The sequence below is a fragment of the Chitinasiproducens palmae genome, assembly GCF_900095735.1.
Classification (GTDB): domain Bacteria; phylum Pseudomonadota; class Gammaproteobacteria; order Burkholderiales; family Burkholderiaceae; genus Chitinasiproducens; species Chitinasiproducens palmae.
Genome location: NZ_FNLO01000007.1, coordinates 169,638 through 196,579 on the forward strand (window position 1 = coordinate 169,638; position 26,942 = coordinate 196,579).

Consider the following 26,942-nt stretch of genomic DNA (forward strand, 5'->3'; position numbering starts at 1 on the left):
TGCGTTTCCAGGCGGCTTACTTCTTCATCGAGTCGCCGTACCAGCGCCGCGCGCGGGCTTGTTCGGGGTCGGCGGGCTGGCCTTCACCGCCGCCACCGCCAGCACCGCCCGGGTGCAACGTTCCTTCGCTCAGCGCGCCGCCGATCTTCGAAAACGTCTTGATGATCTGCGCCGCGCCCACTTGCTTCTCCAGCTTGGCCACCACGTCGGCCGGAATCCCGAACGTCTGTAGCGCTTGCCGCCCGCGCTCGACGTTGGCGTCGTACTGGCCGCCCCATTCCTTCTTGAGTTCGCCCAGTTGCCGTTCGCCTTCCTGCTGTTCCGCCAGCGCTGCTTGCTGCTGCTGCGCCGTTGCGTACTCGTTGAACTTGCCGGCGATGGCTTGCGCCATATCCTTCGGCACACCCAAGTCGTGGAACCAGCCCGACGCCTCTTTCGAAAACGCCTTGTCCTGGCCCTCCGGCACCGGCAATTCGTACGCGTCGGCCGTCTCAGGCTTCGCGAACTTGCCTTCGGTCTCGCGCATTGCCTTCGCCATCTCGGCCGGCGACTTGAAGCCGCGATCCGTGGCCCATTGCTTCAGGTCAGCGTCGTCACCGAGAGAATCGGCGAACGTGGGCGCAGGATTCTGCGCAGCGTCGCCGGCAGGTGCAGCGGCATTCGTCTGTCCGTCAGCAGCCGGCGCGGCCGCTGCCGCATCGCCGCCACCACCACCCGCGTCGCCCTCGGGGCTGAGCAGGGGAAAGCGCAGGAACAGTCGCTTATTCATCGTCGTTTTCCGTGTCGTTGCCGTCGGCCGGGCGGTCGACGAGGTTGTGGATGTCGTACTCGGTCAGGTGCAGCACGTTGAGCAGGCGGTTGTAGACTTCGCGCCGGCCCTCAGCGACCATCGTCGCGTGCGTGTCGACGGTGCGAGAGACAGGGGAGACGGTCACGCTGCTGGTCTCGACGCGGCAGAAACGCCGCAGGTCGGCCATCACAGCGCGCCCGGATTCGGTAAGCCCGCCGCGCTCGTCGAGGAAGCAACCCGCGTAGGCCTTGCGTCGCCCGAGCAGCAACCGGATGCGGTCAGTAAAGACGCTCATACGCCAGCCGCCTGCGACGTGGCCGCCGCGCTGGCGAGATCCTTGGCCGCGCCAGCGGCGACCGGCGCCGCGTCGAGGACCTGCTGAAGCTGCGCCTGCTGCGCGGCCGCGGCGTCCATCTGCGCCACCTGGTCCTCGGTGTTCATGTACTTGACCGGCACGCCGCTGATTTCGGCCAGGCCCCGCGCGACTTCCTCGCCGTTGACCACCTTGAGTGCGCGCTGATCGAACTGCGCCACCGCGCCGACCTGCTGAATCCACTGCAGCACCGCGGTGCCTTCGCTCGCGCGCATGGCGCGGTTCAGCGGGCTGTCATACTCGATCGTGACTTCGCCGCCGGCTTCGATCAGCTCGGGCGGCATGGGCGGCAGCAGGCCCGGAACCGAGGCACAGATGGCCAGCTCGCGCTCGATCATCGGCCCCAGCATCTCGGTTTGGACGCGGCCCATGGTGGGCGCGAGCAGGATTCCCTTTTCCTGGGCGCGCTGCAGCACCTCGGTCGCGGTCATCGTCGGGGCTTCGACCAGGATCTGGAACAGCGTTACGTAGAAGCCTTGGTTAATGCCCGCGCGCTTCTGATCCGCGTAGGCGATGCCGAGCTGCAGGTTGTTGCCGAGCTGCAGCGGCTTGACCATCTCGCGACCCTGATCGTCGAGACCACCCCAATTCAGGCGGCCCGAGCGCAGGTCGAAGCCTTCGAGCGAACCATCCTCGGCGAGCAGCAGCGGCGGATCGACCGCCTTCTGTGCGCCGCGCAGCATGGTCTTCTCCATCTTGTTGACGGTGCGCACGGTCGGCAACTCGTCTTCGCCTGGCGAGCCGCCGTACTGCGAATCGGTATCGATGTAGAAGCGGCCGACGGCAAAGGGGAAGGTGCGAAAGCCGCTCTCCTGCACGATCTTGTTGTCGCAGACCCACAGGCTTTCGAACTGCATGTTGCGGCTGTCGAGCTTCGACGGGTCACGGTCGGCGCGCGGGCGCACGCAGTGATAGAACTCGGCTTTCATCTCCGGGTTCTTCTCGTACGCGTTCTTCAGCGATTCCGGCAGCTTGTCGAGGCCGAATTTCTGTCCAGCCTGGCGCGCGGTCAGTTCCCACTTCGCGATGCCCTTGTCGACGATTCCTGCCTCATCCTCGACAAACCAGAAGTTCGACAGCGGGATGTTCCGGTAGCGAATGCCGTGGCCGACGTGCTCGTCGATCATGACCACGCCATTGCCGAATGCGCCCAGGCCCTGATATGCCGCGCCGATCTGCGGATCGAAGCCGGCGCGCCAGCGATACCGGACCGCGAACAGGATGTTCGTCACCTGGTCGAGATACGCCCGGACATTCGGGTTGTCAGCCAGGTCTTCGTGCGTGGTGGCGAGTCGGTGCCATTGCTGCGTCTTCGGCGTGATCATCGACGCCATGGCGGCCGTGAAGTTTCGCAGGGCGAGTGGCGCCGTGGAGTCGAACATGCGGCTCGTGTTCGTCTTTCCCGGATCGCGCGTGCGGCCGAAGCCGCCATGTCGCGGCAGCATGAAGTCGACGATCTCGTTCCACTGCGCTTCGAAGACGCTGCGCTCCAGCTTCATGGCGCTGAGGTCGCTGTGCACCGATTGCACCTTGCTGGCGTCGTCGTTATCCATCGATCACGAGCCCAGCAGCGTTTTCGTTGCGACCGAGTTGGCCGTGGGCGCGGCGTTGTCGCCGGCGAGCACGGTCGCAGCAACGCCGCGGCGACGCTTTGCGCGGTCCGCGGCATCGTCGGTAGCCTTCGTGGTATCGGTGACGGCCGGCGTCGTGTCGACGGTTTGCACCGTGGGCACCGACGGAGAGAGCCCGAGAAACTTCATTCGCTGCACCTGTTGGTTGCACAGGCGCAGGATCGGGCAGGGCGCGCGCAGGATTCTGCGGCTAGTCCATGGCGGCGACGTTCGAGCGGGGCGACGAGCGGCTACCCGGGAACGGCTTGCGGCCACGAGCCAGATACCGGAACGAGTCCGCGGTGTTCGACGCCCAATCGTGGAGCGGCTTTTCGTCGAAGCGCTGCGACTTCTCGTTCCACTGCCGACGATACTGTCGCAGGCCGTCCAGCGCGCGAGACATGCGGGCGCGCGCGGTGTCTGCCGACTCGCCCTGGAAGGGAATCGGATCGGTGTTGAACTCGCAGAGCGGCAGCATCTGTCGCACGGCGTTGATGCCCATCTCGATCGTCGGATCACGATCAAGGATACGCAGCGGCTTCAGGCCGAGATTCCGGGCGGTCGCGGATAGCGAGGTACCGCCGATGTCCCGGATGTTGCCGTGCCCGCCGTCGTGTGGCCATATGTGATCGGCGTAGGTATAGGGCCGGGCCTGCAGCCGCTGGATGTACCAGTCCACGCCGACGCCCGATCCTTCCAGCACGTCGATAAGCCGCACACGGCCGTTCTTCGTCTGCTGATACATCCAGACCACCGTGCTGTCGCCGCTGCCCAAGTCCCACGCCGTCCCGACAGGTTCGCTTGGCAGGTGAGGGAAGACACCGATGCGGCCCTCCTTATCGGCTCGCGTCATGAGTGCGCCGTAATAGGCGCCAGGAATCGCCGCGTTGAAGTCGCACGCATATTCCTGCGCGATCATGGCGTCGGCTTCCTGCTCGCCGCGCTCCGCAGCCATTTCGCGGCGCTCGCGTTCAATCGCCTCTGACGAGATGACGCCTGTGTCGGCGACGCCCAGGATCTGGCCGAACCAGTCCGGGTCGCGCATTGCGAAGTCGACCATCTTCGCGAAGTGATTGTTGCCGCGCGGCGTGCTGATGAACAGTGCCCACCCGCCATTTTCCGCCAGGATCGGCCGCAGGAAGCCCCACGCGCTGGGGTCGGCCAGCGCATACTCGGAAAACACGACGCCCACCGGTGGCGAGCCGACGAGCGCGTTGTAGTTGTCCGACCCGACGACCTGCCACGTTGACCCGTTCTTGAAGCGGATGAACATGTCCTGCTCGCGCGTGGTGGCGCGAATCTCAGGCGGGAATGCATCGTCAATCCGGCGTCGCCCAGTGCGCGGGTTCACCGCGTCCCAGATCGCCTTGCGGGCCTGATTCGCCAGCGGCAGCATGTGCCAGTAGACGCCGACCCGCGTCATGGCGCTGCGCGCTTCCCAGTGCAGGCAGAGGTCATCCTTGCCCGCGCGGCGGTGCCACGCCAGCGCCAGGCGCTTGACGCCACGCTCGAGCGCAGACCAGGCGGGCATCTGGTAATCACGCGGCCGCCATCCGTTCGCCGGCAGTACGATGCGCGTCATTCCTTCGTGGCCTCGGACAGGTTCTGAACGACGACGGTGAGCGGCGATTCTTTGTCGCCGGCCAGCTCCAGCTTGTCGCCGTACACCTTCGGCAGCACCTTGGACAGGTACCACTTCCGAGCATCCACCCGCAGACGGGAACGCGCAATCCATTCAGCGTTGGGCATTTCGCCGTACTCGTTGCCCTCTTTGTCGACCTTGGGCACGGTGTCGTTCGAGGTGTTGTCCGCGATCTCCAGTATCTCGTCGAAGAGCAACTGAGCCTGGGCTTCTCGCGCGCGCGCGTATCGTTCAGCAAAACCGGAGCGCTCGCTTCGCCACAGCAAAACGGTGGAGGCGGCAGGCATACCCTCGTCACGACAGATGCGCCGCAGGCTTTCCCCATCGGCCATGCGCATGCAGATCTCGTCGACGATTGCCTCTGTGTATTTGGAAGGGCGCCCGGCTGAGCGCTTGGACGTGGTCATCGCTCGAACCCCGGCAGTGTCATGGTCATATCGGTATGGCTTTCTTGCGGCGCGGCGCCGGTGCCTCGGAGGATCTTGGCGATGCCCGGGCGGAATACGGCGTCGAGCGCGTCGAGGGCGCTGGTGCTCACGTCAATCCGCATCTTCGTGACGCGACGCTCGCAGTAATTGTCGAGGTGGGCGGGCCGGGTCGGCGCTTCGGTGCGCGCCTTGCCGGTTCGCCTGCACCACAGGTCAAGCAGCAGTTCGCCGCGCCAATGACTGGGTTGGAGTTGCACGCCACGGACGTAAGCCCGCAGCGTGCTATCGCTCACGACGCCACTCAGCGCACGGCAGATGTCCGCCCGCTCCATCCCGTGTCGGTGGAGGTCGGTGACGATCTCACTCCAGTCATAGTCGCGGATCTGCATGGTCGGCTACCGGTTGATGATCTCGCGACCCTCGTCCAGCAGCGACCGCAGGGCCGATTTCACGATGCCGCTCGGGCGATCGAGTTCCGCTTCGATTGCGACGAAGACGCGCGAGAGCGGATGCTGGGCGGCCGGGAACGCGGCAGCGATCTGCTCGACGGTCTCGCGTACGCTGTCGCCGGTGTAGCGCGCAACCTCGGCCCCGCCGCGGGTCAGCGTCAGGACGAAGCCCTGCGCGTCATTCGCCTCGGAGTTCGACGACAACGCAGCCACGTCCGCCGACGATGAGGAATCGCTCGCATCCAGGACCGTCGCAGCGGTGGACGGAGTTGACGGTTCCGATGTCGTACTCGCCGCATGCGACAAGGCGTCCGACTCCCCCGTGGCACTCGCGGTCTGATCCGCCGTGTCTTCACCACTGCTTGACGACGTACCAAGCACGTCGGGTGACGATGAGGATGTCGTCGTTGCCTGGGAGGCGGACGTAACCGAGGGGCTCTCCGTACTTCCCGAAATTGACTCCCCCGACGCGCTGTCAGCCGCCGCCCCCCCGGTCTCGCCACCATCCACCGACGAGGTAGCCTTTCCCGAGTCGAGATCGGCCGCGGTGATTTCCGTGGGGCCGTCCGCGTCAGAAACATCGCCAGTAGCTTCGGTCGTCGCCGTGGACGTGGCCGAGGCATCCGCGCTGTCCGTCGCATCGGCCTGCGTCGCGGCCTCCGCAGCCTGTGCAGACTCCCCCGGCACGTTTTCGACGGCGTCGACCGGCGTGTCGGTGGTCGGGATGACGGTGTCGGCCGTCACCGGGTTGTTGTTCACCGTCTCGTCGGAATCCGAGACAGCAGCCGCAGCATCCACGCTGCCGCTTTCGGAAGCAGCGCCAGCAGTTTGATCGCTTGCCAAAGTCGCATCATCGGCAGTCTCGGTGGCTTGGTCCTTCGTTTCGTCGCTCATGGTGTGGCTACTCCAGGTAATGAGGTGTCTCCATGCCGGAGATACCTCGAAAGAATGGGATCAGGCCTGGGCCTGTCCGAAATGGTCGTTGAGAAAGGCAGCGAATTCGCCGATCAGAAAACCGGCCTTGTCATCGCTCAGATGAAGCAGTTCCGAATCGATGTCGACGTGAATCTGTTGATCGCCCAAATCGATGTCGATGGTTATCGACTTGGCCGCGTCTTGTGCCGCGCACATGGCTCACGCTCCGTTTGACGAGCTCAATTGCTCGAGTTCTTCCCGCGCTCTTGCTAATTCGACGCTCGCTCGGTTCACTCGCTCGCGAACTGCGTGATGCGACAACCAATCAAGCCCGCGCTTAACGAGGAGTTTTTCGGCTTGATCCACCAGAACACGCTGCTCAGCAGAACCCGAATCCCCCATTGAAAGCCGGTTCACGGTGTGCACGATGCAAACTGCGTCGATGATTGTCATGTCCTCGATCTTGAGCAAATCACTCCTCATGCTGCTCTCCTGTGGTGTTGCATTTCGCGCCAGGCGGTGAAGCCACGACGCAGGGTGACGAAGGCCTGCGCGGCCTCCGGGTTGGTGTCGATCTCGGCACGCGAGCGAACCTCGCAGACGGCGCGCACGCACGTCGCGGCATCGGGGAAGGTGAGGCCGGCCGTGCCGGCGAGCCACCGGCAGAACCGCGCGAAGTCGGGATTTCGGCAGAGGATGCCGGCGGCGACGGATAGGCGTTGAGCGGTCATGACGCGGCGCTCACGAGATGCCACAGCGCAATGAGGCTTACGCCCCAAACGCCGCCGGCAACCCCAAGTGCGAAGCACCACGCCTTCGCTTCGAAGGCGCTCAGATCTTTGCGAACCCACAGGTATGTGCAAAGCATCACCACGAAGGCCATGCCGATGACTCGAGCCCCGTTAACCACGGTTTCAATCGGGTCGCTCATTTCCCCTCCACGCGCATGTCGATGAGGCAGAGGAACAGTACGAACGCCAGCAGGTTGCAGTGGAAGTGCGCAGCGGCGACTGTCCCGGCGACGAAGGACGCGATGACGATGGCGCGGGCGATTGCTGTCATGCCGCCTCCTCGAACACGTCGCCGGCAGTCATGCGCCGCTCGACTTCGCCGATCGCTCCGCGAACCTCGCCGTGTGTACACCCTTCGATGTGCCCTTCGTGCACTGCGATGGCGGTTTCGATTACCTGGCGGCCGGCGCCGTCCATCGCCCATGAGCCGCATGTGTTGGCCCTGGCCTTGATCCGCATGAGCGCTTCTTGCCCGGCGATGATCGTCGGCAGATAGTCCTCGCCGATTCCGCGCTCGCAGAGGATGAGCGACATGTTCAGGGCGGCGGCGAGCGTGTACCACGACGCCTCATCACCGCCGTGGCGCATCGTGTCGAGCGCGAGACGGCAACCGATTCCGATGTCGATCACCTGACCGTTGGACAGCAGGCATGCACCGCGGCGGCGCTGCTGGCCTTCCTCGACGCGACGAAGCCAGCGGTTCGGGTCGTAGGGGCGACGGGGTTTCTTGGACTTACTCATCTCACCACTGGCTCCGTGGGAAGATCAGCATGCCGATCAGACCAAATGCGCCTATCACTACCAGCGAGTAGGCAATTGCTTTTGGTACGCTTTCGGTACGACTGGAAAAGAAAAGAAACAGGGCCACGCCAATCACCCATCCGATGAGGAAATCAATATCGTCTTTGCTCATCGCTTCGTCTCCGACACCACGCGAAACGGCACGCCGAATACCTCGCTCAGCGGGTCGGTGCGGCGCGTCGTGTCGCGGTAGCTGGCGTTGATGCGCAGCAGGTCGTCCGGCGTTATTTCGAGCACGTCCGGGTTGACGCCGTGCACCGTGCGGTAATCGCGGATGGCGTTGTACGCGGCCGTGTACAGCAGGTCGTCAGGGACGTTGGCGAGGGAGAGTTTCATGCGGTCAGTACCGTTTCGTCAGGCGCGCCAATCGGCGCAATCGTCACAACCAGCCGGGCGTCGCCGTCAGGCTCCGCGCGCTCGGCCACAATGCGGCGCACCCACGCGTCATCGACGAACGCCACTCCGGTCAGCGCGTCGAGCAGCGCTTTCTGCGCGTTGTCGAGGTCGATGCAATTGACCGTGTCGTGCCACGCATCGCCGAGCCGGCGCACGCGGCGTTGCCAGTCCTGCGGCCGGCGCGGATACAGCGTGTAGGCGACGGCCACGCGGCCCGCCAGCGGCGTGCGGAAGCCCGCGGCGAGGGCGATCGCGGCGACCTGGGCCTTGAACGCCTTGCCCTCGGCGGACACGTAGACCGAGACGCCCCCGCCACGGATCGAGCGGTGCCGCCAGTAGGCGTTGACGCTCGGCGGATAGGGCAGGACGAGTCGTATGCTTCCGTGCGAAGTGATGTTTCGCGAGTCTCGAACCGCGGCTATCTCGTCCACGGTTGACGAATCCGCGTTTTCCCTCCGAAACTCGGTTGACGAATCGGCGCTATCCCGAAAATCCGCTTGCCGCGAGTCACGCGCGCACGTATCGGTGATCGTCATGCAGCCACCGCCGTCCCGAATTTCTCGTTCGCCTTCTCGAAGATCGTCGCGTAGCGCTTCGCGTTGTCGGCCTGGCGCATGAACAGCCGGCCGGCGTAGGAGGCAACAGCCCGTTCGCAGCACTCGGTCGTGTGAGGCGTCATCGGCGCCGTGGTGCGCTCGCCAGCCAGGATGCGAAAGGCCCACTCCGCCGTCGGCTCTTTGCCACGGACGCCCGCGCTCGCCCGCTTGATCCGCTCCAGGTTCGCGTCGACGAATTCGCCCGTTGCCTTCGGCAGGTTCGGCAATGCCAAGGTTGCCGACGAGGCGAGCGCTTGCGCTGCGCGGGCTTCCTTGCACATGGCGAAGAACTCGGGCAGCGTCGGCGGAAATTTGCGATGGATCAGGCCTGCAACGCCCGCTTTCAGCTCGGGGCCTGAGAGCTTGCCCAGCTCCGTCGCCCAAACTTCCTTGGTCACGTTGCGCTGCATTTCGCGCTCGGCCTCGTCGCCGTGCGTGGGCCACATGTCCGCGAATCGCGAGCCGTACATGGCCGCCATGCGGGCGAACAGGGTGTCGATCCACTTGCGCGGCAGTGTGCCTTTGGGCTGGTCAGCGGACATGGCGAACCTCGGCTTCGATGGTGAAAGGGTCGTCGGCGTCAGCGGTGCTCAGGCGTCCGCTCATGCCGGCGATGTTCTCGGCGCGCTGGTCGTGCACGGTCCGGCGCTGTGGGCGGTCCACGCGTTGACTCGCCAGGACGCGATCGACGTAGCCGGGCAGGAACGCGATAGGCTCGGTGGCGTCGCGCTGTGCGGCAGCAACGGCGGCGTCGACGAAGCGAGCGGATAGCTTCGCGGCGCACCAGGCGGTGAAGATCGGCCAGGCCTTCTTGCGGTCGTGGACGCTCGACGGGTTGATCTCGACGCCGTGGCGCTCGGCGAAGTGTCGGCACCAGTCCGCAGGGGTGTCGGGTGTCCAGTCGTCGCTCCCCCTCGCGGGGTGTACCGATGACGATGACGGTTTACTGATGGTTTTAAATTCTCCCTGTCCCTCTCCCTCTCCCTGTCCCTTGGAGTGGATTTCCCTAGGGACAGGTGGGATGTGTCCCTGGGACATTTCGAATGTGTCCCTGGGACATTCTTCGTTTGTCTTTGGGACAGGAAGCGGCGATCCGACGGGACAACCATCGGACACCCACTGGTCAAAGTCCGGCTCCGCGTACTCGATCCGGTGTCGTTGGCAGTGCTTTTTGATGCGTGCGCACTCTGTCTTGAAGCGCTGGCGCAACTTCGCGGTCCATGCGTCGCGCGCCTTCTCGGCGACGACGGGGTGATAAAGCCGGCCATCGGAGCACTTGACCCAGCCGCGAAGAGCGCCGGCGCGGACCTTCTTCCATTCCTTCTGGACGCGGCCATAGCCGGCGAGCGACGACAGCGTGGCGTCATCGTCCGGCAGGCTCGCTGCGGGCATCTGGTGCCAGGACGCGCACCACAGCAGCACCGCGGCGCGGAATTCTTCGCCGTTGGCGTGAATGGACAGATCGCTGTCTCGCAGGCGCACAACGTCGAGCGGCATGAACGCGAAGTCGCGCAGGTCGCAATCGGGCGGGGTGAGGGGGGCGGTGTTCATGCTGCGACCTCACCGGCGCTCGGCGAGCAGTGAGAATGCTGCCGCTGCCACTCGCGGAACTTGTCCATTGCCAAGGGCTTTAACTCGGTCCACCCCATTGGGAACCCCATGAACCATTCGCACCAGACCGGGTTCAATGGGCCAATGTGGGTAGGTGGTTCGCCGCGCTTGGCGGTAGCGCGCCTGGAATTGCTGCCTCCGTTCAATCCGATCGTTGTCAACGTCGGCAACAATCGGATTGCTGTGACCAAACCTTGACCGGACTTCTTCCCCGGATACGGCCTGTTGTGGTTTCCATTGACGGTTAGGGTGGGTAGCAAAGATCCAGATGCGCTCACGCAAATGGTGTGCGCCAAGGTCGGCAGCTGAAAACACATCCCATTGAGCATCAAACCCGAGCGCGGCCAGGTCTCCAAGAACAACTCCGAGCCCCCTAGAAGTGAGATCTGCGGAGTTTTCCACTGCGACCGATCTGGGCTCAACCTCGAAAACCACCCTTGCAAATTGTTTCCATAATCCTGACCTTGATCCGGCAATCCCTGCGCGGTCGCCTGCGCTGCTGATGTCCTGGCATGGAAACCCGCCAGATACGACATCAACAATTCCGCGCCACGGTCGGCCGTCAAAACTTGTGACGTCAGACCAAATCGGGAATGGTCGGAGGCATCCATCGTTTTGTCGCGCCGCCAGAACTTGTGCGGCGTAGGCATCACGTTCAACTGCGCACACGGTTCGCCAGCCGAGCAAGTGCCCGCCGAGAATTCCTCCACCAGCGCCTGCGAAAAGAGCCAGCTCATTCACGGTCGCCCCCGTCGCTGAGTGTCCCAACTTGTCCCAGATCGTCCCTACGTTCGTAGGCGATTACCTCGGGATGCAGGGGCCCATAGGCGCTGCGCAGGACGTGCACGCCCAGATATCGGGCCGGCGCGAGGCTTTCCATCTGCGCGCGGGCGTTCAACTGGTCCGCCTCGTACTCCGGCAGGTCCACTTCGACGGTTTTTCGGCCGTTGGGCATCAGCGCACCTGTGGGACGTTCTGGGACGAGTTGGCACTGACGCCGGTGACGGCGCCGGGCAATATGCCGACCACGCCAAGCAACATCACGTCAGCCAGGCGGGCGAGTGCAGCGGAATCGGACTCGATGCCATAGACCTCCTTGTAGATCTGCATGGCGTCGTAGGTCGAATCCTTGAGGCGCGTCTTGACCTCGTTGCGGTGCTTTGCTCGGGCTGTCATTGCTCACTGCCGGGAAAAAGGTGGGAATCCCGGCCCGGCATAGAATCGTTGGCTCTCACACCGTCAGACCCATCAACCAGGAGGATTCCCATGGGAAACGAAAACATCGGCATGCCCCAAGATCCGCAGGAAGCGCGATTCATGGGAGCGATAGCCGCCTTCGGCGTGACGCTCAGCGCGCTCATTCAGAGCCTTCCTGTGGAGCACAAGCGCCACCTGCATCCGAATCTGGAAAGGTTCCTAGCCGACCAGGAAACGGAGCTTCTGAACTCGCGTCTTCCTGAAATTGGGCTTGATCAGTTTCGGGAAATCGGTACTCAGTTTCTGAGTAACGCACTCCCGACCGCGCCGATGAATCAAAGATCAGCACGCGGCCAGGCGGAATAGGGCTGAGCGCTACCGTCCGCTTTCGTTCGTCGCTCACGCCGCCACCTGCTGCACGGCGTGAGCGGTTCGGATAAAGCCGCGCGGCACGGCCCGTCCGGACTGGACGGCGGCGCCGATGACCATCGCCGTCTGCTTCTGGTCCAGTTCCTCGGGCCATTGGGAGATGGCGCCCTTGGTGATTCCTAGGGCGCGGCCGAGCTCGGCACCCGTGCCGAAAATGGCGATTGCTTGCTGCTTTGTCAGGTTCATGCGGCGTCCCGATGGAGTTCACGCCGTAAGTATAGAACCCTAAACCAAAGAAGGAAAGCCCTCTAAACCGGAAAAAGTTTAGATTTCTAACCCATGAACCTCAGTGAACGCATCCAACACATCCTCGACGAGACCCAGGCCGACCAGGTGCAGCTGGCGGAAGCCGCCGGCGTGACGAAAGGAACGGTTAGCCAATGGCTGACTGGGCAAATAAAATCGATCAAACTCGAATATGCTGTGGGGATCCAAGACCGCTACGGTTACAACGCGGTTTGGCTGGTGATGGGCAAGGGCAACCCGCGCGCGCCAGGATCGAATGCAGGTGCGCCAGCACCGATTCCGTCCGATCGTATGAGACGGGTTCCCGTATTGGGAGTTTCTCAGTTGGGAGACAACGGATTCTGGGTGCCGATTGAATATCCCGTGGGGCAAGGCGACGGATATATTGATTTTCCGACGACGGACGAAGGCGCCTATGCCGTGCGCTGCAAAGGGGACTCAATGATGCCCCGCATCCGCGACGGGGAATTTGTCATCATTGAGCCGAATCATCCTGTGATGCCTGGCGACGAAGTTCTGGTGCGCGCGCACGACGGCCGGGTGCTCGTCAAGACGTTCCTGTATAAACGCGATTCGCGGGTCCACCTTTTATCCGTCAACCGCGAGCACGCGCCAATCGCCATCGATGAAGGTGATGTTGACCAAATGCACTACGTGGTGGCTATCGTCAAGCCGGCCATGTGGATGCCGGACTAGGAGGCGCGATGGGCCTATTCGGATACTTCAAGCGGAATTACGCGAACGCCGGTGCTGCCATCACGTTGAACGTCTACAACGGGCGCAGGGATTCCGGTGTAACGCAGTTCGACTACTTTGTCTCGTGCACGGGCGCCGAACTGCATATTAATGCTCAAAGAGCAAAGCGGGCATTGGCAAGCGAGTATCGCAAGAGCGAAGGTCCATGCAGGCCTCGCTTTCCCGACGATGAGTGGCTGCTCTGCACGTTCAAATTGCAGGAATTGATTAAGCGACATGGACCTGCTGAGGGCTTCCGCGAAGGACACGATTACGTGTGCCTGTTGGTCAATACGGTATTCGCCGACTTTGAAGACCAGGATGCTATTTTCCTGGAGTTCGACCGCCGAGCTGGGAGCAGGCTGTCGAGCCTAAACATGAAAACGTTGCGATCAAAAGCTCATCAGTTCGCTGCTGCCTAACGATTGGGCCATCAATCGAATTTTTGGGTTTAGAGTTCTTGACTCGCTAAGGGATAGTGTTCTAAACTTGCCTCATGTTCAAACGAACCGAGGCAAGCGATGCTTTCCTTCTCCCTCCCCGGCCCCGGCGACTCCACGCCCCCGGACTACTTCGCCCGCGACACCGTCGACTTCGACAGCCAGATCGCCGGCCTGATCGATTCGCGCGTTTCTCTCCGCAAGCGCTTCGCTTCGGACGCGCTCGTGCTTCAGGCGTTTGCCTGGGCGCAGCCGTCGGACGCTGACGCCTTTCGCGCCGCCGTCGCCGCTTGCCCTCAGTTCGCCGCGCTGTACGACCGCCTGTTGCGCGAAGACGTAACCGACGATATCGAGGCTGAAATCGGCCGGGCGGTGTCGCAATGATCGATCACATCCAACTCGCCGCGGTCCTGTTCGTGTGCGCGATCCTGACGTTCGTCGGCGCATCGCTGCCGCGTCAGGGCGCGACGTTCATCGCTGCACTGTTCACGATCTGCGCATTCTCGGCGCTCTTCTTTCAGGTGCAGCAATGAGGAGTCCTTTTGATCTGACGCGCTTCATGGCGGGCGATCTGGCAGAGACCGACAGCGGTGCGAAGGTCCGCTTCGTCGCCCACGTTCCGGAAGCCGACTCGACGCAACGAGTAGTCGGGCTGATCTTCTACTGGGGAGGCGCGAAGGAAATCCTCGTTGTCAGCGAGGAAGGAAAGTTCGGGCGCTATCGCGAGGGCGCTAACAGCCTCGACCTCTTCATGGCGCCGCGCGTTGCGATCGCCGCATGACAACCCGCCCGCGATGGCGGGCATCTGGAGAACGAACATTATGGGATACAGCACCAGGTTCAGCGGCGTGCTCAGCCTCAGCCGCAAGCTCATCCTCAAGGAAGCCCGCGCGATCCTCGAATTCAACGACGAGCCGTCGAAGATCGAAAATCCGCCTGTCCGCGGCTACATGCAGTGGGTCCCCACGGAAACGCTCGACGGCATCATGTGGGATCAGGGCGAGAAGTTCTACGACTACATCGAGTGGTTGACGTGGCTTTGCGACCTGCTGAAAACGTGGGGAATCTCGGTCAGCGGGCGGTTGATCTGGGCCGGAGAAGACACGGACGATGTCGGAGAAATCACCGTGTCGGACAACGTTGTTTCGTCCATCCAGCACGCCCGTCAGACGATCGGTAGCACCGAGCCCCTCACGATGAAGCGCCTCGCTGAAATAGCGCTCGATCAGGGCACGAAAGAGTAAGAACGCGCGCGCAACTGAGACGAGACATGATCCGCCACGACACTCCAGACGTACACGTGCGCATCAGCCCGGAAGGCATGCGCCGCCAGGAAGCCGCGCCGACGGCGCAGGTGATCGACCTGGAACCGCAGCGCATCAAGCGCTTCCTCGAAGCGGAGAACGAGCGTAACCGCAAGGCGCACGCCGCTCGCCTGCTGCAGGAGGCTTACCTGTGAGCGCCATCACCGACCTCGACGCATCCCCGCGCCGGCCACGCCGGTGGGGCGGCTACATCGCGGCGTTCCTCATCGGTGCGCTGTTCGCGGTCCTGGCCCTGGGCGTGTGGGACCTGTCGACGCGCGGTCCGGCTGTGGCTTACCAGGGGAGGGCGTAGTGAACGACGGGGACCCCTGGCAACAGCAGATGCAAGACGAAGAACTGACTGAATTTCAAGACACCAAAGGAAACCACCATGAGCATCGCAACACTGATCCTGGGGCAGAGCGGCACCGGCAAGAGCACCAGCATGCGCAATATCGATCCGGCAGACGTGCTGCTGATTCAGACCATTCGCAAGCCGCTGCCTTTTAAGGCGTCCGGCTGGAAGGTGGCATCCAAGGAAACGCCACAGGGTTCCATCTTCCAGACCGATGACTGGTCAAAGATGATCGCGGTCATGACGCGCACAAAGCGCAAGGTCATCGTTATCGACGATTTCCAATACTTGCTCGCGAACGAATTCATGAAGCGCAGCGACGAGCGCGGATTCGACAAATTCACGGATATCGGCAAGCACGCCTGGTCCGTCTTGACCGCTGCCGGCGAGCTGCCCGATGACGTGCGCGTGTACATCCTCAGCCACACCGAGGAAGACCAAGCGGGCACGACCAAAATGAAGACCATCGGGAAGATGCTCGATGAAAAGATCACGATCGAGGGAATGGTGACCATCGTTCTTCGTACCGCGGTGCTGGATGGACAGTACTACTTCACGACGCGAAACAACGGTCGTGACACCGTCAAGAGCCCGATGGGGCTGTTCGACCACGACATGATCGACAACGACCTCGCAGCAGTCGATCAACGCATCTGCGAATTTTACGACCTGACTGTAACCAACTGAGAGACCACATGTACGCACTCAACACCACTGCAGCACGTCAAGCCGAACAACGTGGCGGACGCGTCACCGAAATCGGGAAGTACCTCGGCCGTTTCAGTCGAGCCGAGGATATGACCAGCCAGAAGGGCACGCGCGGCATCGACTTCCAATTCGAGACGCATGACAAGCAGAGCGCGTACTTCACGATCTGGACGATCAACGCGGAAGGAAAGGAGTTGTACGGCTTCAAACACCTGCAGGCTTTGATGACATGCCTCGGCTTGCGCAACATCAAGCCAGGGCAACAAATCGTCAAAAAATACGATCGAGATGCCGAAGAGATGCAAGACGTGATGGCCAATGTGTTTCCCGATCTGATGGACCGCGATATCGGAATCCTGTTCGAGACCGAGGATTACGAGAAGAAAGACGGAACAGTCGGAACCAGAGTCGTGCCGGCTTTCTTCTTCCAAGCCGATACGGAATTGGTCGCGAGCGAAATTCTCGATCGACGCACGCAGCCGTTGAAGCTTGCTGGCCTGGTCCAGCAGCTCAAGCATCGCCCGCTGAAAGCTACTGCAAACCGCAGCGCATCGCAGCACGCGGGCGGCGGCTTCGACGCGACGGACGACGACATTCCTTTTTGAGACGAGCGATGAAAACGAGTCTCTACGTGATTGCGAGCGAGTATCGGCAGGCTGCTGACACGCTCGCCGAACTCGACCTCGACGAGCAAACGGTGGCCGACACGCTGGAGTCGATCAGCGGCGACATCACCGAGAAGGCGACGAACGTCGCGGCGTTTATCCGGAACCTTGAGTCGACGGCGGAAGCCGTCAAGAACGCAGCGAAGGGCATGACGGATCGTGCGAAGGCGATCGAAGCGCGGGCGGACCGCATCAAGCATTACCTGCTGGCCAACATGCAGCACGCCGGCATCAAGAAGATCGACTCGCCACTGTTCGCCATCACGGTGAAGGACAACCCGGTGTCGGTAGTCATTGACGACGAGCGGCAGATACCGGCTGAGTACATGACCGACCCGGTTCCGCCGCCACCGCCGCCAGCAAAGCCGGACAAGAAGCTAATCGCCCAGGCGATCAAGGACGGATTCGAGGTGCCGGGTGCGCGCCTTGAGCGCAAGCAACGCGTGGAGATCAAGTGACCATGACGAGGATCAACGAGAAGGCGCAAGTCGAGCTTGACGCGTTTTGCGATTGGAAAGCGCAGAGCCTGTCGGACTCTCCTGACTGGTGCTCGTGGAAAGCCGGCATCGATTACGCCCGCGCCGCCCTGGCGCAGCAGGCAGCGGTGCCGGAGCCACTAATTGGCGCATTTCGCATGCTCTTGGCCGCCTCCAATCGCCTGTGGGCTGAGGCAGAGGAAATCGAGTCACCGGACGGACTCGCCCAGGTAGCGCTTCAGCAATATTGGGACGCCTTCATTGACGCGCGCGACAAGGCCCAAGATGCGCTGCTGTCTGCCGCGCCCGAAGCGCCCGCCGCCCAGGGGAAGGAGGCGATTCCGCTGCACGTCATTCGTGAGTGGGCGGAGCGACGAATCCGCGCGTGCGGTCCTGCGGGCGTCACGGATCAAGTGGCGTTGCTTGAGGATGCGGTTCGTTGGGCGGAGAGCTGTTATCGAGCGTCGCGCGGACCGCGCCTTGCCCCGGTGCCAATCGAGCAGGCGGCAGGGGCGCTGACGGATGAACGTCTTGCCGAGCTTCTGCCCGCTGTTCGCGTCGATGAAATTTGGAACGCAATAGAGTACGCGGATGTGGCGCATCTTGCCGTGCGCGATCCAAGCCGCTGGGACGGCATTCTGCGGTTGCGATTTGCACGCGCCGTTGCTCGCGCCATCGAGGCAGCAGCCGCCCCCGCACAGTTGCACCAGAGTGCAATTTCGGCGCGAAATGACACTCTGGTATCAGCGGCGGCGCCCGTCCGTTACTTCGTTTATGACCGAGAGGGCGACGGCTATCGCGAATTCTCGACGGACGCCGAGCGACGCGACGCGCACGATGCTGCTATCGAGGCGTGCGCGGACTACGGGGATGAATGGGGAGTGGATGTTGACGAGATCGTTTCGGGAATTGTGACGCACGTAACGACACAGACCCAACTCGAACATATGCCAGAGCCATGCGCCCGGCATCCCGAAAACGACGGAGAGAACTGCGACGACTGCGACGCCTGGAACGAATGGCCAGATCACAGCGTTGAGTCTGTGTGCAACTACCAGCAACAGGCACTCGCCGCCAGCGCTGCAGAGAGCGCAGAAAGGTCTGCAGAGAGCGACGGCGGCCAGAAGGTGAAGCCATGAGCCACGAAACCGTCACCACGAGCCAACTGTCGATTCTGCAACACGCGCTGGGCCTCAACAAACGAGCAGAGAGCTACCGGAACCTATACGCCGCGCCGGACCGTGGTCCGGTCCTCGATGACTGCGTCGCGCTGGAGCGGCGCGGCCTGCTCGAAGGATGCAGCGCGGAATTCGGCAATCACTTCTACCGAGTGACCGATGCCGGTCGTATCGTCGCGGAAAATGACGGGCACGCACCCGAGCCGATCGACGGCCGCGCCGAATGGGTCGAGCGGCACCTGAAGCGCACGCTGACGCCGTTCCAGCGACGAGCCGTCGTTTTGCTGTGCCAGGCCATGCGGTGCGGACCCTACGATTTCGCCAGCACGTTTAAGCACGCCGACTGGAATTGCGGTCTTGGCGTCCGCTTCAAAGTTTGCCGGCCGCAACTTTCGACCTACGACACAGACGGACTCACTGCCCTGGTTCTCGGCGCGCACGAGCAGGCGATCCGCGTGGAGATTGACCCGGTCAATTTCACGCACTTGGCTGTGACGATGCACCCACGCCGCCGCAATGCCGACCGCCAATATATGCGGCATCCGAGCATCGAGCAGGCGTTAGAGCGCTGGACCGGCCGCCCGACCAGCCAGACAGGAGGCGAGCAATCATGAGCCGCTCCGGTTACAGCGACGACTGCGACGACTGGGCGTTGATCCGTTGGCGCGGTGCTGTCGCGTCGGCAATCCGCGGCGAACGCGGGCAAGCCTTCCTGCGCGAACTTCTCGCCGCGCTCGATGCGATGCCCGAGAGATGCTTGATCGCGAACGATCTGCGAGATGCCGATGGTGACTTCTGCACTCTCGGCGTCATTGGAAACGCGCGCGGGGTAGACATCGCGAGCATCGATCCCGAGGACAGGGATTCGGTCGCGGCGGCATTTCGTATCTCGCCTGCCCTCGCGGCTGAAATCATGTTCGAAAACGATGAGGGCTATTACCACAACGAGAGGCCAGAGCATCGCTGGCAGCGCATGCGGCAGTGGGTGGCGTCGCAGATTCGAGGGAGTGGCCAATCATGAGCCGCATCATCGGCCTGCTCATCTGCCTGGCGCTGCCCGTGTGGCTGCTGTTCATCGTCATCTATCTCTGCGTGGAACCATCATGAGCAACGACAACACCGATGCACTGAATCAAGCGCTAAAAGACCTTTTCGTTCCGATTTTCTCCGAGCGGATTGTCGCTTTGCGTACGGCATCCGCGAAGGCTGAGTCGATCAAAGATGAGGACGCACGCATCGCCGCGCTCGAAACCGAAAACGCCCGCCTTCGCCAGCAGATCGAGGCGGCGCAGAAGCGGGCGCCGGTGGCGTGGGTTCGTTATCGCAGCGACGGCGGTTTCGAAGGCCCGATCATGGATACCGATGCCCGCATGTGTGACACGCGCCGGGGATTTTGGACGCCGCTATTCGCCGGCCCTGCTATCGAGGTAGCGCCTGACAACTCGCAAGCGGCGGCGCTGAGCGCAGAGAATCGCGGCGAGGATGCGGACGCCAAGTTGCGCGCGTTGTACATCCCGAATCCACCCGGCGAGTTGGGTCCGAGTGACGAATCGCAATACCGAGACGGATATAACACCGCGCTTGAAGACGCGATAGGCGTGATCGCCCAATCCACGGCCCGCGCTCGCTGACGTCATAGAGCGATGAATACTCCTGTCGTTAATAGTTCGGTTGCCCTTCAAAAGTGCATGGCACTCGCCGGCTGGGAGATTGCGCATATTGACCTGGACCTGACCGGAGAGCGCCCGAAGGCCGAAATCAAGCTTGAGCGTTGCGACGGGCGCTGGCTGCTGGCGCGCGTCGACAGACTTGGACGCGCGTGCGTTGAGACGTTCCAGCGCGAGCACATGTTGGGCATGAATTCCAGCACGAAGGGGCGTCGCCCACTATCTGCGCAAGTTAACGATGTTTTTCTCGGTCGGAAAACTTGCTTAGGTGCGCGCCACCTGTTGCGGGTGATGACTGCCTATGTTGCTGACAACGCGACGACGCCCGTGCGCTTGGCAGATATCCGCCATGCCTGGGCCGCAGTTATGGACGCGCCGCTTAGGCTTACGGCCCGCGACGGGAAGGAGGCGGCATGACCATGACCCTGAAACAGGCGCGCCGCCGCGCAAGGCGCGCCGCCGCGCAAGGCGCGTGCGTGAGAGCGGCAGCGGTTGCAGCGAGGTTGGGCAGGCTCTGCTGGTGCTGGATGATGCGGTGCCGCGGTGGATCAGCGTGGACGAGCGGTTGCCAGTGGAGCACGAAAACGTGGCAGTCATGTTTGACGACGGCGGCTATGCGACCGCTTGGGCGGCCTACTGGCATGGCGCGCGATCGGACTTCGCGAAATGGATGTTCGCACTGGACGAAATCGGCGAGGAGCGCACGGTCACGCACTGGATGCCGCTGCCATCGGCGCCGGAGGTGGGGCGATGAAGATAGAAGTTGATCTGAGCGAGACGGCTTCCGTTACACCCTTACCGGTAAAGCCGAAGGCACGCGCTGAGGATGGTCCGTATTTGGACCGCGCCCCCTTCAAGTGTGCACACGTTCATGGATTCACCGTGGACGAAAGTCTGGAACAGGTGACATGCCGCACGTGCGGCGAGAGGCTGAACCCGATGTGGGTGCTTTCGCAGCTTTGCAATAGCGAGACACGGTGGCGCCAGTCTCGCGAGCAGTATCAGGATGAAATGAAGCGCCTGAAGGAACGCAGCCGCACGAAGTGCGAGCACTGCGGAAAAATGACCAGGATTAGCAATAGATGACCGCAGCACTGACGCCCGCCGCGCGGGCGATTATCGATACGACGAAGAAGGCTTGGAGGGTGGGATGAGCGAGATCGAACAACTGGCGAGGCAGATCTGCGTAGCGATCGGCTCGCAGCGCAGTGTCGTGCCGATCGATGTTGCCCTGTGGGACATTGCAGCCATTGCGGAGTATCTGCGCCGCAAGGAAACCTACACGCGCGATAGCATCGTGACGCAGCCAGGGTTCCCGCGGTCAATTCGGCTACCGGCCGCCGGCAAGTCGGGGCAGGGCCGGCCGCTCTGGCGCGCCAAGGATGTGATCGCCTGGGCGGAATCGTTCATTCAGACGCATTGAACTTGTCGGCAAGGTCAGTTGCATCCGGGGCGTAGTAGACGCTCTGGAGCAAGCGCAGGTCAAGGTGGCCGCTGATCTTCGCCAGCTCCATGACGTTGAAGATCCGCGCCATGCGGGTGAGGGCGGTACGCCGGGTATCGTGGAATGTGAAGCCCGCCACGCCGGCTGCGAGCCGCCCCTTTCGAAACAGTACGTCCAGGTTGGCACTGGTGATGCCGAACACCGAGCCATCCAGTTCGTCGCGCATGCCTTCCATCTGGCGAAGGATGGCCAGCGCGCCCGGCGAGAGCGGAACGTCGCGCGCACTGCCGTTCTTTGTCCGCGGCAGATGAACGAAACGCTTCTCGACGTGCACCTGCTCCCATCGCATCCCAACGATTTCACCAGCCCGCATGGCTGTCTCCAGCGCAAACAGCATCATCGCGGCGGCACGTGATGAACTGGTTACGGGTGGGTAATCGGGCTCGTAGCCGAGCGCGCGCGTGACAGCGGTGATCTCGTCTTCGGTCAGCTTACGCTGGCGCGGCTGGGGCTCGGCCGGTCGGCGCATACCGGCGAACGGACTCTGCTGGATCCACTTCCATTCGTCCCGAGCTGTCGTGAAGACGTGCGAGAACAGGTTGATTTCGCGCAGCACGGTGGCAGAGCCAACCTGCTCGAGCCGTCGATCGCGCCAGTCGCCGAAGTGGCTGGCGTTGACCTCCGAAAGTGGGCGGGCGGCAAGATCGGGAAATTCACGGATGAAGGCAGCGATGCGGAACAGCTCCGATCGCTCCGTCCGCTTTGTCGGCGACACTCGCTTGCCATACTCCTTTAGCGCATCGGCGACTGTGCGATCATTGCCGGGCGTCCGCGTGCCGGCCAGAATCTCGGCCTCGAACTTGGTCGCCCACGCGACCGCCTCTGCTTTGGACTTGAACGACTGCGACGCTTGAACGCCGCGCTTGCGGACCTGCGCACGCCATGCTCCTGCGCGCTTGATGTATGTCGCCATGCTTGGTGCAATCCCCGGTGCGAATATGGTGCAATGACTGCCGTATTATGCGGCAGAAACGGGGATTGTCACGGAGCGATAAAGGACGCGCGGAGGCGCTATCCCGTTGAAAAGACGAGTTAACTTGTGTTAAACGGTCTTAACGAAGCGTTATGGTTGGTGCCGGGGACCGGGATCGAACCGGCAAGCCCGAAGGCGGCGGATTTTCGTCACACTGCGTCTTTCGACGCCGGCACGGCCGTTTGTGCGCTGGACTATGCCTTCACCAGGAACCTTCGCTCCCCAGGTGCCCCCCGTCTAGTCTCTACACCTTCCGCCGCGATGCGCGACGGCTTGGCTCGGCGTTGCCTCGACCGCGACGGTCAGGGGATTCGCCGAATTTGAGGGGTTCTACATCGCCCGTTTCCGGACGAGCACTCAAATTTTCAAGTCCGCTATGTCTACCAATTTCATCACCCCGGCAGGGCGGCTGCGATTCTACCATTGCGGCACGGCACTCAGGTAGGCGCGTCGGCGCGCAGCGCAAAGTGCTCGCGCAGCAGCGACGGAAGCCATAGCGCAAGCGTCACGCCTCGGAGCAGCATCAGTACGATCAGCGCGCACCACAGCCCGTTGTTGCCCCACGACGCAGACGCGTACAACGTGGCGGCAAAGCCGATCGCGGCGACCACCATCGATCGCATCAAGGCCCCGGTCCGCGTGGCGCCGATGTACACGCCGTCGAGCAGGAATCCCGGTGCGGCGACCAGCGGCAGCAGCACGGCCCATGGCAAGGCGTGATGCGCGGCGATGGCGACTTCAGGGAGTGCGGTGAGTTTCGCGATCAGCCAGTCGCCGCAGACCAGGTAGAAGAGCGCGAAGCATGTTGCGCCCGCTGCGGTGAAATGCGCGCTTGCCCGCAAGGCAGCCGCAAAGGCCGCGCGGTCGCGCCGGCCTACTGCGGTGCCGACCAATGCCTCGACGGCTTGCGCGATACCGTCAAGCGCGAACGAGGTCAGGTTGCCGAACACCTGCAGTACCGCGTTCGCTGCCAGGATGGTGTCTCCCAGTCGCGCGCTGCCGCGGGAAAACGCGGCAAGGGCGGCCAGCAGACAGAATGTGCGAACGAAGATGTCGCGGTTCACGCCGACCAGTCGGCGCCACGCGGCGCGATCCGACAGCGCGGCCAGCCATCGTTGCATCCGATCGGTGGTGGCGCGGTTCGGAGTTGGCGCGCCGTCGGCCGACTGCCTGATTGCGCCGCGCTGTCGGGCCATGTGTGCCAGCCACAGCAGCCCCGCCGCGAAGCCAAGGATATCGGCGCATGCGGTGGCGATGCCGATGCTGGCGACCCCGCCGCCGAGCTTACCAACGGCAATTGCCAGTGCGCTCAGATTGATGATGTTGACGCCGACTTGCAGCATCAATGCACTTCGCACGCGCTGCAGTCCCAGCAGATGACCAAGTACGACATAGTTGCCGAGCACCGCGGGTGCGGCCAGCAAGCGTGCCAGGCAATAGGCATGCGCGTCGGCCTGCACGGCGGCGCTGCCACCGAGCAGCGCCAATGCGTTCGGCAGCAGCAATGGCGCCGCCAGCAACAGCAGCGTGCCCAGCGCGAGGGCAAGCGACAAACCTCGCGCCAGGTGCGCGGCAACAGCGCGCTCGTCGCCAGCGCCGGCGGCCTGTGCAACCAGCCCGGTGGTGCCCATGCGCAGGAAGCCAAAGCTCCAGAAGATGAATCCCAACAGAAGACCGCCTTGCGCGACCCCGCCGAGCATCGAAGCCGCGCCGAGGTGACCTGCCACCGCGGTGTCGGCCGCAGCCAGCATCGGCTGGGTCAGGTTCGCGATGATGATCGGCACCGCCAGGGTTGCAACCTGGCGATGGTCGGCTGCCACGCGAGGCGATGGCGACGGGCGACCTGAGGCCTCCGCCGGCGCGCGGTCGGAAGCTGCTGGACTGGGAGGTGGGGGAGGCGAGCTCAATGCCACGGCTGAAGACTTGGACAGCCGTCATTATGCGGTACCGTCCGGTGTCTCGCGCGGCATTGTCTCGGGGATATCGAGTGACGTTGTGCGGTCTCTCGGGGCAGCGCCGGAACGCTATGGAGACCGCGGGCACGCCCCTTGCGTAAGGGATATCGTCGACGGCGATGCAGTGCCGGATCGATCACCCTAAAAGCAAAATGGAGCAGACACATGAACGACGACCAAGTGAAGGGCCGTGCCGAGCAAGTCAAGGGCAAGATCAACGAAGTCGCCGGCAAGGTCACGGGCAACAAGTCGACCGAACTGAAGGGCGATGCCCAGCAGATCGCGGGTCGCACCCAAGCCAACTACGGCGACGCGAAGGAAGATCTGAAGGACAACCTGCGGGACGATCGCGATCCCGTGTAAGTGTCGAATCGGTGGACCGGCTCCGGTCCACGATTGCTGGAACGGCCGCATTAGCGGCCGTTTCCTTTTGCGGCGTCCCGCCGCAAGCGAGCCACGACGCGTCGATGGTCGGCTGCGATACGGCAAGCGCTGATCGCGCACAGCGCGTCGGTAACCGAAGCGTTGCGATTCTGCCGCACGGCGTGCTTGCGAGTCAGCGAGGAAATGCGCGGTTGCCGGCTATGCCAAGCCAGCTATCTAGCAAGACCGTGGTGCCCGACATGGGTCTCCGGGTTGATGCCGCGCTACGCGGCCGAGCGGGGTTTGTACCGGCGCTCCAGCTGGCTTGTTGGCGACCCGGCCGACGCCGTAACGGCGACGTTTTCTCATGCCCTAACTGACCGTCCCAAGCCGCTGGCTTGCGCGGAACAGGCCGCATCCGGCTTCACACACGAGGCAATGTCAAAGAGCGCGGCCAAAATCATCCCAACTGAGCAGTGCACCAATGCGGTGCGCGTATAATCGCGGTCCTGAATGATGAGGTGAGTCGGTAATGCAGTATGTGTGTTGTCGGGACGATCGCATTTGCGTCGGCAAGCGTGGCATGGGCCGCGGAAGCGGTACCAGCCCGAAGTCCGGTCATGGCCGCGTCAGTTCTGCTTACGACTCTGTGTCGCTGGCGATTGACGGGACCCTCCGCTTGCAGCGGCCTGTCGCGCCTCTGGCATCGACGCGTGTGGTGCCGCGATGAACAGCGGACCGACGATGGCCGGCGTCGACGCAGGCCGTGCACAGGACGGCGCGCGCATGGCTGCCGATGCAATGGCCGTGCGCGATGCCACGTCATCCGCGCTGATCAATGGCGGGGCCAGGCTGCCAGCCGCGCCGACCGGCGGGCAGGGCGGCGGTCACATTCGCGCCGAATGTCGGCACCTGCTGCTGCTTGCGCTGCCGTTGATCGCGGGACAGCTCTCGACGGTCGGCCTGAACCTGATCGACGTGGTGCTTGCCGGACATCTGGGCGCACACGTCCTCGCCGCCGTGGCCATCGGCTCGAGCGTCTGGGCCATCGGGATGACGGCCATCAACGGCGTGTTGATGGCGCTGGCCGCGTCTGTGGCGCAGTTGCACGGCGGCGGCCGACGCGCCGAGAGCTGGAGCCTGTATCGTCAGGCACTGTGGCTTGCCGCCGGGCTTGGCACGGTGGTCGCCGGTACGCTGTGGTTCGTCGGGCCGCTCCTGATCCAATGGATGGGCGTGGTGCCATCGATCGCCCACGATGCCACCGTCTTTGTGCGGACGGTGTGCTGGGGGGCGTTCCCTTTCGCTATTTATTGTGCGTGCCGCGGCCTGTCGGAAGGCTTGTCGGTGACGCGGCCGACGGCGGTGCTGAGCATCGGCGGCATGTTTTTGCTCGGGCCGATCGCCTACGTGCTGATGTATGGCCGGCTCGGCTTGCCCGCGCTCGGCGCGCAGGGCAGTGCGATCGCGTTGGTCACGGTGCTGTCGCTGCAGGCCGCAATCTACGCGACGATCTTGTTCCGCTTCCCGGCCTATGCCGACACCGGCCGCGCGTCGCCTGCGGTGGCCGGCGCCCATCGTCCGCGAGCCGAGCCGTTGCTCGGCCTGCTGCGGATCGGCGTGCCGATGAGTGTGACGCTGCTGATGGAGGCAGGTCTGTTCATCGCGATCTCGCTGTCGGTCGGTGGTCTGGGCGAGACGACCGCCGCGGCGCATCAGATCGCGCTGAGCGTCGCGACCACTGTCTTCATGGTGCCGCTCGGCCTGTCGATGGCGATCACCGTCAGGGTAGGCAACGCAGCGGGACGCGGCGACGGAGCCGGCGTGCGACGGGCGGGACTGACTGGCATCGGCATGGCGCTGGCCGTGCAGATGGTGTCTGCCAGTGCAATGCTGCTGCTGCCGCATCTGATCGTGGGACTGTACACGCGCGACGTCGCGGTGTCGGCCGCCGCGGTCGGTCTACTGCAATTGGCAGGTCTGTTCCAACTGTCCGATGGCATCCAGGTGTCGTCGAACGGCGCATTGCGCGGTCTGAAGGACACGCGTCTGCCGATGTTCATCACCGTGGCGGCGTATTGGATCGTCGGCATGCCGCTGGGCTGGCATTTGGCGTTCGCGCGTCACATGGGGGCGGCCGGACTGTGGATCGGACTCATTGCCGGACTGAGCGCCGCCGCGGTCGCATTGGGCTCGCGTTTCATCGTCCTGTGCCGGCGTCCGGTGGCCGCTTCCGCACCGGCTCGGCACGAAGCCGCCTGAGGCGCCCCGGCTTCGGGATCGCGCCTCGGCTCGGCGCGACGTCGGTAGACCTCAGGTGCCACGAGTGGGGCGGAGGAGTGGTG

Annotated in this window: 46 protein-coding genes; 21 read left to right on the forward strand and 25 right to left on the reverse strand. The window is 63.3% G+C overall.

Translation table 11 applies throughout. The annotated features are described in order from the left end of the window. Window positions 1-16: 16 nt before the first annotated feature. The 22 genes from BLU54_RS13070 to BLU54_RS13160 all read right to left on the reverse strand — a co-directional run bounded on the left by BLU54_RS13070 (window position 17) and on the right by BLU54_RS13160 (window position 11,578). On the reverse strand, window positions 17-769 hold the full coding sequence (locus BLU54_RS13070) for a hypothetical protein (protein WP_091908957.1): 753 nt from the start codon (window positions 767-769) through the stop codon (window positions 17-19). Continuing rightward, the gene (locus BLU54_RS13075; protein WP_091908960.1) at window positions 762-1,085 is read right to left on the reverse strand and encodes a Bbp19 family protein; all 324 of its coding nucleotides are present in this window, start codon (window positions 1,083-1,085) and stop codon (window positions 762-764) included. The genes BLU54_RS13070 and BLU54_RS13075 overlap by 8 nt, the downstream gene beginning before the upstream one ends. Beyond that, window positions 1,082-2,716, reverse strand: coding sequence for a portal protein (locus BLU54_RS13080; RefSeq protein WP_091908963.1), 1,635 nt, complete (start codon window positions 2,714-2,716; stop codon window positions 1,082-1,084). The genes BLU54_RS13075 and BLU54_RS13080 overlap by 4 nt, the downstream gene beginning before the upstream one ends. A gap of 3 nt (window positions 2,717-2,719) precedes the next feature. Then, complete coding sequence (locus BLU54_RS13085) at window positions 2,720-2,923, reverse strand: hypothetical protein (protein ID WP_091908965.1); 204 nt, start codon at window positions 2,921-2,923, stop codon at window positions 2,720-2,722. A gap of 61 nt (window positions 2,924-2,984) precedes the next feature. Then, window positions 2,985-4,355: a hypothetical protein gene (locus BLU54_RS13090; RefSeq protein ID WP_091908968.1), complete on the reverse strand. Its 1,371-nt coding sequence runs from the start codon at window positions 4,353-4,355 to the stop codon at window positions 2,985-2,987. Beyond that, the gene (locus BLU54_RS13095) at window positions 4,352-4,822 is read right to left on the reverse strand and encodes a terminase small subunit-like protein (protein ID WP_211435350.1); all 471 of its coding nucleotides are present in this window, start codon (window positions 4,820-4,822) and stop codon (window positions 4,352-4,354) included. The genes BLU54_RS13090 and BLU54_RS13095 overlap by 4 nt, the downstream gene beginning before the upstream one ends. Beyond that, a complete protein-coding gene (locus tag BLU54_RS23995; protein WP_211435351.1) occupies window positions 4,819-5,232 on the reverse strand; it encodes a hypothetical protein in 414 nt (137 codons plus the stop codon). Before BLU54_RS23995 ends, BLU54_RS13095 begins: the two co-directional genes overlap by 4 nt. A 6-nt stretch (window positions 5,233-5,238) precedes the next feature. After that, entirely contained in the window at window positions 5,239-6,186 is a 948-nt protein-coding gene (locus tag BLU54_RS13105; RefSeq protein WP_091908970.1) for a hypothetical protein, read from the reverse strand. 60 nt (window positions 6,187-6,246) lie between these two features. Further along, complete coding sequence (locus BLU54_RS23750) at window positions 6,247-6,423, reverse strand: hypothetical protein (protein ID WP_170845144.1); 177 nt, start codon at window positions 6,421-6,423, stop codon at window positions 6,247-6,249. 3 nt (window positions 6,424-6,426) lie between these two features. Continuing rightward, window positions 6,427-6,690 (reverse strand): hypothetical protein, encoded by a 264-nt coding sequence (locus BLU54_RS13110; protein WP_091908974.1) that lies wholly within the window; start codon window positions 6,688-6,690, stop codon window positions 6,427-6,429. Beyond that, complete coding sequence (locus BLU54_RS23315; RefSeq protein ID WP_139169687.1) at window positions 6,687-6,938, reverse strand: hypothetical protein; 252 nt, start codon at window positions 6,936-6,938, stop codon at window positions 6,687-6,689. The genes BLU54_RS13110 and BLU54_RS23315 overlap by 4 nt, the downstream gene beginning before the upstream one ends. Beyond that, a complete protein-coding gene (locus tag BLU54_RS13120) occupies window positions 6,935-7,138 on the reverse strand; it encodes a hypothetical protein (RefSeq protein ID WP_091908980.1) in 204 nt (67 codons plus the stop codon). The genes BLU54_RS23315 and BLU54_RS13120 overlap by 4 nt, the downstream gene beginning before the upstream one ends. Further along, window positions 7,135-7,269 (reverse strand): hypothetical protein, encoded by a 135-nt coding sequence (locus BLU54_RS24375; RefSeq protein WP_268874522.1) that lies wholly within the window; start codon window positions 7,267-7,269, stop codon window positions 7,135-7,137. The genes BLU54_RS13120 and BLU54_RS24375 overlap by 4 nt, the downstream gene beginning before the upstream one ends. Next, window positions 7,266-7,739, reverse strand: a complete 474-nt coding sequence (locus BLU54_RS13125; protein WP_091908982.1) for a hypothetical protein — start codon at window positions 7,737-7,739, stop codon at window positions 7,266-7,268. The genes BLU54_RS24375 and BLU54_RS13125 overlap by 4 nt, the downstream gene beginning before the upstream one ends. A 1-nt stretch (window position 7,740) precedes the next feature. Further along, window positions 7,741-7,911 carry a hypothetical protein gene (locus BLU54_RS23755; RefSeq protein ID WP_170845145.1) on the reverse strand — a complete coding sequence of 57 codons (171 nt, stop codon included), beginning with the start codon at window positions 7,909-7,911 and terminating at the stop codon, window positions 7,741-7,743. Continuing rightward, window positions 7,908-8,135 (reverse strand): hypothetical protein, encoded by a 228-nt coding sequence (locus tag BLU54_RS13130; protein ID WP_091908985.1) that lies wholly within the window; start codon window positions 8,133-8,135, stop codon window positions 7,908-7,910. Before BLU54_RS13130 ends, BLU54_RS23755 begins: the two co-directional genes overlap by 4 nt. After that, a complete protein-coding gene (locus BLU54_RS13135) occupies window positions 8,132-8,626 on the reverse strand; it encodes a RusA family crossover junction endodeoxyribonuclease (protein WP_235837945.1) in 495 nt (164 codons plus the stop codon). The genes BLU54_RS13130 and BLU54_RS13135 overlap by 4 nt, the downstream gene beginning before the upstream one ends. Window positions 8,627-8,727: 101 nt before the next feature. Further along, on the reverse strand, window positions 8,728-9,333 hold the full coding sequence (locus BLU54_RS13140; protein WP_091908990.1) for a hypothetical protein: 606 nt from the start codon (window positions 9,331-9,333) through the stop codon (window positions 8,728-8,730). Continuing rightward, complete coding sequence (locus tag BLU54_RS13145; protein WP_091908993.1) at window positions 9,323-10,342, reverse strand: DUF1376 domain-containing protein; 1,020 nt, start codon at window positions 10,340-10,342, stop codon at window positions 9,323-9,325. Before BLU54_RS13145 ends, BLU54_RS13140 begins: the two co-directional genes overlap by 11 nt. A 9-nt stretch (window positions 10,343-10,351) precedes the next feature. Then, complete coding sequence (locus tag BLU54_RS13150) at window positions 10,352-11,143, reverse strand: DNA cytosine methyltransferase (protein WP_091908996.1); 792 nt, start codon at window positions 11,141-11,143, stop codon at window positions 10,352-10,354. Then, a complete protein-coding gene (locus BLU54_RS13155) occupies window positions 11,136-11,357 on the reverse strand; it encodes a hypothetical protein (protein ID WP_091908999.1) in 222 nt (73 codons plus the stop codon). The genes BLU54_RS13150 and BLU54_RS13155 overlap by 8 nt, the downstream gene beginning before the upstream one ends. Continuing rightward, window positions 11,357-11,578 (reverse strand): hypothetical protein, encoded by a 222-nt coding sequence (locus BLU54_RS13160; protein WP_091909002.1) that lies wholly within the window; start codon window positions 11,576-11,578, stop codon window positions 11,357-11,359. Before BLU54_RS13160 ends, BLU54_RS13155 begins: the two co-directional genes overlap by 1 nt. Window positions 11,579-11,668: 90 nt before the next feature. On the opposite strand from BLU54_RS13160, the gene BLU54_RS13165 reads away from it, so the two are divergent. Then, complete coding sequence (locus BLU54_RS13165) at window positions 11,669-11,965, forward strand: hypothetical protein (RefSeq protein ID WP_091909005.1); 297 nt, start codon at window positions 11,669-11,671, stop codon at window positions 11,963-11,965. Window positions 11,966-11,998: 33 nt separating this feature from the next. Here BLU54_RS13165 and BLU54_RS13170 read toward each other — a convergent pair whose 3' ends face one another. Continuing rightward, complete coding sequence (locus BLU54_RS13170; protein WP_091909008.1) at window positions 11,999-12,214, reverse strand: Cro/CI family transcriptional regulator; 216 nt, start codon at window positions 12,212-12,214, stop codon at window positions 11,999-12,001. A 93-nt stretch (window positions 12,215-12,307) separates the two neighbouring features. Here BLU54_RS13170 and BLU54_RS13175 point away from each other — a divergent pair, with 93 nt between their 5' ends. From BLU54_RS13175 to BLU54_RS13245, 18 genes are all read left to right on the forward strand, one after another. Then, window positions 12,308-12,970: a LexA family transcriptional regulator gene (locus tag BLU54_RS13175; RefSeq protein WP_091909011.1), complete on the forward strand. Its 663-nt coding sequence runs from the start codon at window positions 12,308-12,310 to the stop codon at window positions 12,968-12,970. A gap of 8 nt (window positions 12,971-12,978) precedes the next feature. Continuing rightward, window positions 12,979-13,431, forward strand: a complete 453-nt coding sequence (locus tag BLU54_RS13180; protein ID WP_091909014.1) for a hypothetical protein — start codon at window positions 12,979-12,981, stop codon at window positions 13,429-13,431. A gap of 99 nt (window positions 13,432-13,530) precedes the next feature. After that, window positions 13,531-13,833, forward strand: coding sequence for a hypothetical protein (locus tag BLU54_RS13185; protein ID WP_091909017.1), 303 nt, complete (start codon window positions 13,531-13,533; stop codon window positions 13,831-13,833). Then, window positions 13,830-13,982 carry a hypothetical protein gene (locus BLU54_RS23760; protein WP_170845146.1) on the forward strand — a complete coding sequence of 51 codons (153 nt, stop codon included), beginning with the start codon at window positions 13,830-13,832 and terminating at the stop codon, window positions 13,980-13,982. Before BLU54_RS13185 ends, BLU54_RS23760 begins: the two co-directional genes overlap by 4 nt. Then, window positions 13,979-14,230, forward strand: a complete 252-nt coding sequence (locus BLU54_RS13190) for a hypothetical protein (protein ID WP_139169688.1) — start codon at window positions 13,979-13,981, stop codon at window positions 14,228-14,230. The genes BLU54_RS23760 and BLU54_RS13190 overlap by 4 nt, the downstream gene beginning before the upstream one ends. A gap of 40 nt (window positions 14,231-14,270) precedes the next feature. Continuing rightward, window positions 14,271-14,693 (forward strand): hypothetical protein, encoded by a 423-nt coding sequence (locus tag BLU54_RS13195; RefSeq protein ID WP_139169689.1) that lies wholly within the window; start codon window positions 14,271-14,273, stop codon window positions 14,691-14,693. A 26-nt stretch (window positions 14,694-14,719) separates the two neighbouring features. Continuing rightward, a complete protein-coding gene (locus BLU54_RS13200) occupies window positions 14,720-14,908 on the forward strand; it encodes a hypothetical protein (protein ID WP_091909025.1) in 189 nt (62 codons plus the stop codon). Next, window positions 14,905-15,066, forward strand: coding sequence for a hypothetical protein (locus tag BLU54_RS23765; RefSeq protein ID WP_170845147.1), 162 nt, complete (start codon window positions 14,905-14,907; stop codon window positions 15,064-15,066). The genes BLU54_RS13200 and BLU54_RS23765 overlap by 4 nt, the downstream gene beginning before the upstream one ends. Before the next feature lie 78 nt (window positions 15,067-15,144). After that, window positions 15,145-15,795 (forward strand): AAA family ATPase, encoded by a 651-nt coding sequence (locus tag BLU54_RS13205; RefSeq protein WP_091909028.1) that lies wholly within the window; start codon window positions 15,145-15,147, stop codon window positions 15,793-15,795. 8 nt (window positions 15,796-15,803) lie between these two features. Further along, entirely contained in the window at window positions 15,804-16,421 is a 618-nt protein-coding gene (locus tag BLU54_RS13210) for a hypothetical protein (RefSeq protein ID WP_091909031.1), read from the forward strand. Between the two features lie 8 nt (window positions 16,422-16,429). Next, the gene (locus tag BLU54_RS13215) at window positions 16,430-16,939 is read left to right on the forward strand and encodes a siphovirus Gp157 family protein (protein WP_091909033.1); all 510 of its coding nucleotides are present in this window, start codon (window positions 16,430-16,432) and stop codon (window positions 16,937-16,939) included. Window positions 16,940-16,941: 2 nt separating this feature from the next. Continuing rightward, complete coding sequence (locus tag BLU54_RS13220; protein ID WP_091909036.1) at window positions 16,942-18,096, forward strand: hypothetical protein; 1,155 nt, start codon at window positions 16,942-16,944, stop codon at window positions 18,094-18,096. Further along, window positions 18,093-18,749: a hypothetical protein gene (locus BLU54_RS13225; protein ID WP_091909040.1), complete on the forward strand. Its 657-nt coding sequence runs from the start codon at window positions 18,093-18,095 to the stop codon at window positions 18,747-18,749. Before BLU54_RS13220 ends, BLU54_RS13225 begins: the two co-directional genes overlap by 4 nt. Further along, window positions 18,746-19,156 carry a hypothetical protein gene (locus BLU54_RS13230; protein ID WP_091909044.1) on the forward strand — a complete coding sequence of 137 codons (411 nt, stop codon included), beginning with the start codon at window positions 18,746-18,748 and terminating at the stop codon, window positions 19,154-19,156. The genes BLU54_RS13225 and BLU54_RS13230 overlap by 4 nt, the downstream gene beginning before the upstream one ends. A 40-nt stretch (window positions 19,157-19,196) precedes the next feature. Next, entirely contained in the window at window positions 19,197-19,766 is a 570-nt protein-coding gene (locus tag BLU54_RS13235) for a hypothetical protein (RefSeq protein WP_139169690.1), read from the forward strand. 12 nt (window positions 19,767-19,778) lie between these two features. Next, on the forward strand, window positions 19,779-20,219 hold the full coding sequence (locus tag BLU54_RS23320; RefSeq protein WP_139169691.1) for a 2-C-methyl-D-erythritol 2,4-cyclodiphosphate synthase: 441 nt from the start codon (window positions 19,779-19,781) through the stop codon (window positions 20,217-20,219). Further along, a complete protein-coding gene (locus BLU54_RS24380; RefSeq protein ID WP_268874523.1) occupies window positions 20,152-20,556 on the forward strand; it encodes a DUF551 domain-containing protein in 405 nt (134 codons plus the stop codon). Before BLU54_RS23320 ends, BLU54_RS24380 begins: the two co-directional genes overlap by 68 nt. A gap of 396 nt (window positions 20,557-20,952) precedes the next feature. Next, window positions 20,953-21,225 (forward strand): hypothetical protein, encoded by a 273-nt coding sequence (locus BLU54_RS13245; protein ID WP_091909053.1) that lies wholly within the window; start codon window positions 20,953-20,955, stop codon window positions 21,223-21,225. Here BLU54_RS13245 and BLU54_RS13250 read toward each other — a convergent pair. Both BLU54_RS13250 and BLU54_RS13255 read right to left on the reverse strand, forming a co-directional pair. Beyond that, window positions 21,209-22,219 carry a tyrosine-type recombinase/integrase gene (locus BLU54_RS13250; protein WP_091909056.1) on the reverse strand — a complete coding sequence of 337 codons (1,011 nt, stop codon included), beginning with the start codon at window positions 22,217-22,219 and terminating at the stop codon, window positions 21,209-21,211. The two genes, BLU54_RS13245 and BLU54_RS13250, sit on opposite strands and share 17 nt — an antisense overlap. Before the next feature lie 497 nt (window positions 22,220-22,716). Continuing rightward, window positions 22,717-24,099, reverse strand: coding sequence for an MATE family efflux transporter (locus tag BLU54_RS13255; protein ID WP_235837947.1), 1,383 nt, complete (start codon window positions 24,097-24,099; stop codon window positions 22,717-22,719). A gap of 300 nt (window positions 24,100-24,399) precedes the next feature. Between BLU54_RS13255 and BLU54_RS13260 the strand changes: the two genes are divergently transcribed. Together BLU54_RS13260 and BLU54_RS13265 are read left to right on the forward strand one after the other, a co-directional pair. After that, window positions 24,400-24,597, forward strand: a complete 198-nt coding sequence (locus BLU54_RS13260) for a CsbD family protein (RefSeq protein ID WP_091909058.1) — start codon at window positions 24,400-24,402, stop codon at window positions 24,595-24,597. A 726-nt stretch (window positions 24,598-25,323) separates the two neighbouring features. After that, complete coding sequence (locus BLU54_RS13265; RefSeq protein ID WP_211435352.1) at window positions 25,324-26,859, forward strand: MATE family efflux transporter; 1,536 nt, start codon at window positions 25,324-25,326, stop codon at window positions 26,857-26,859. Window positions 26,860-26,942: the final 83 nt, after the last annotated feature.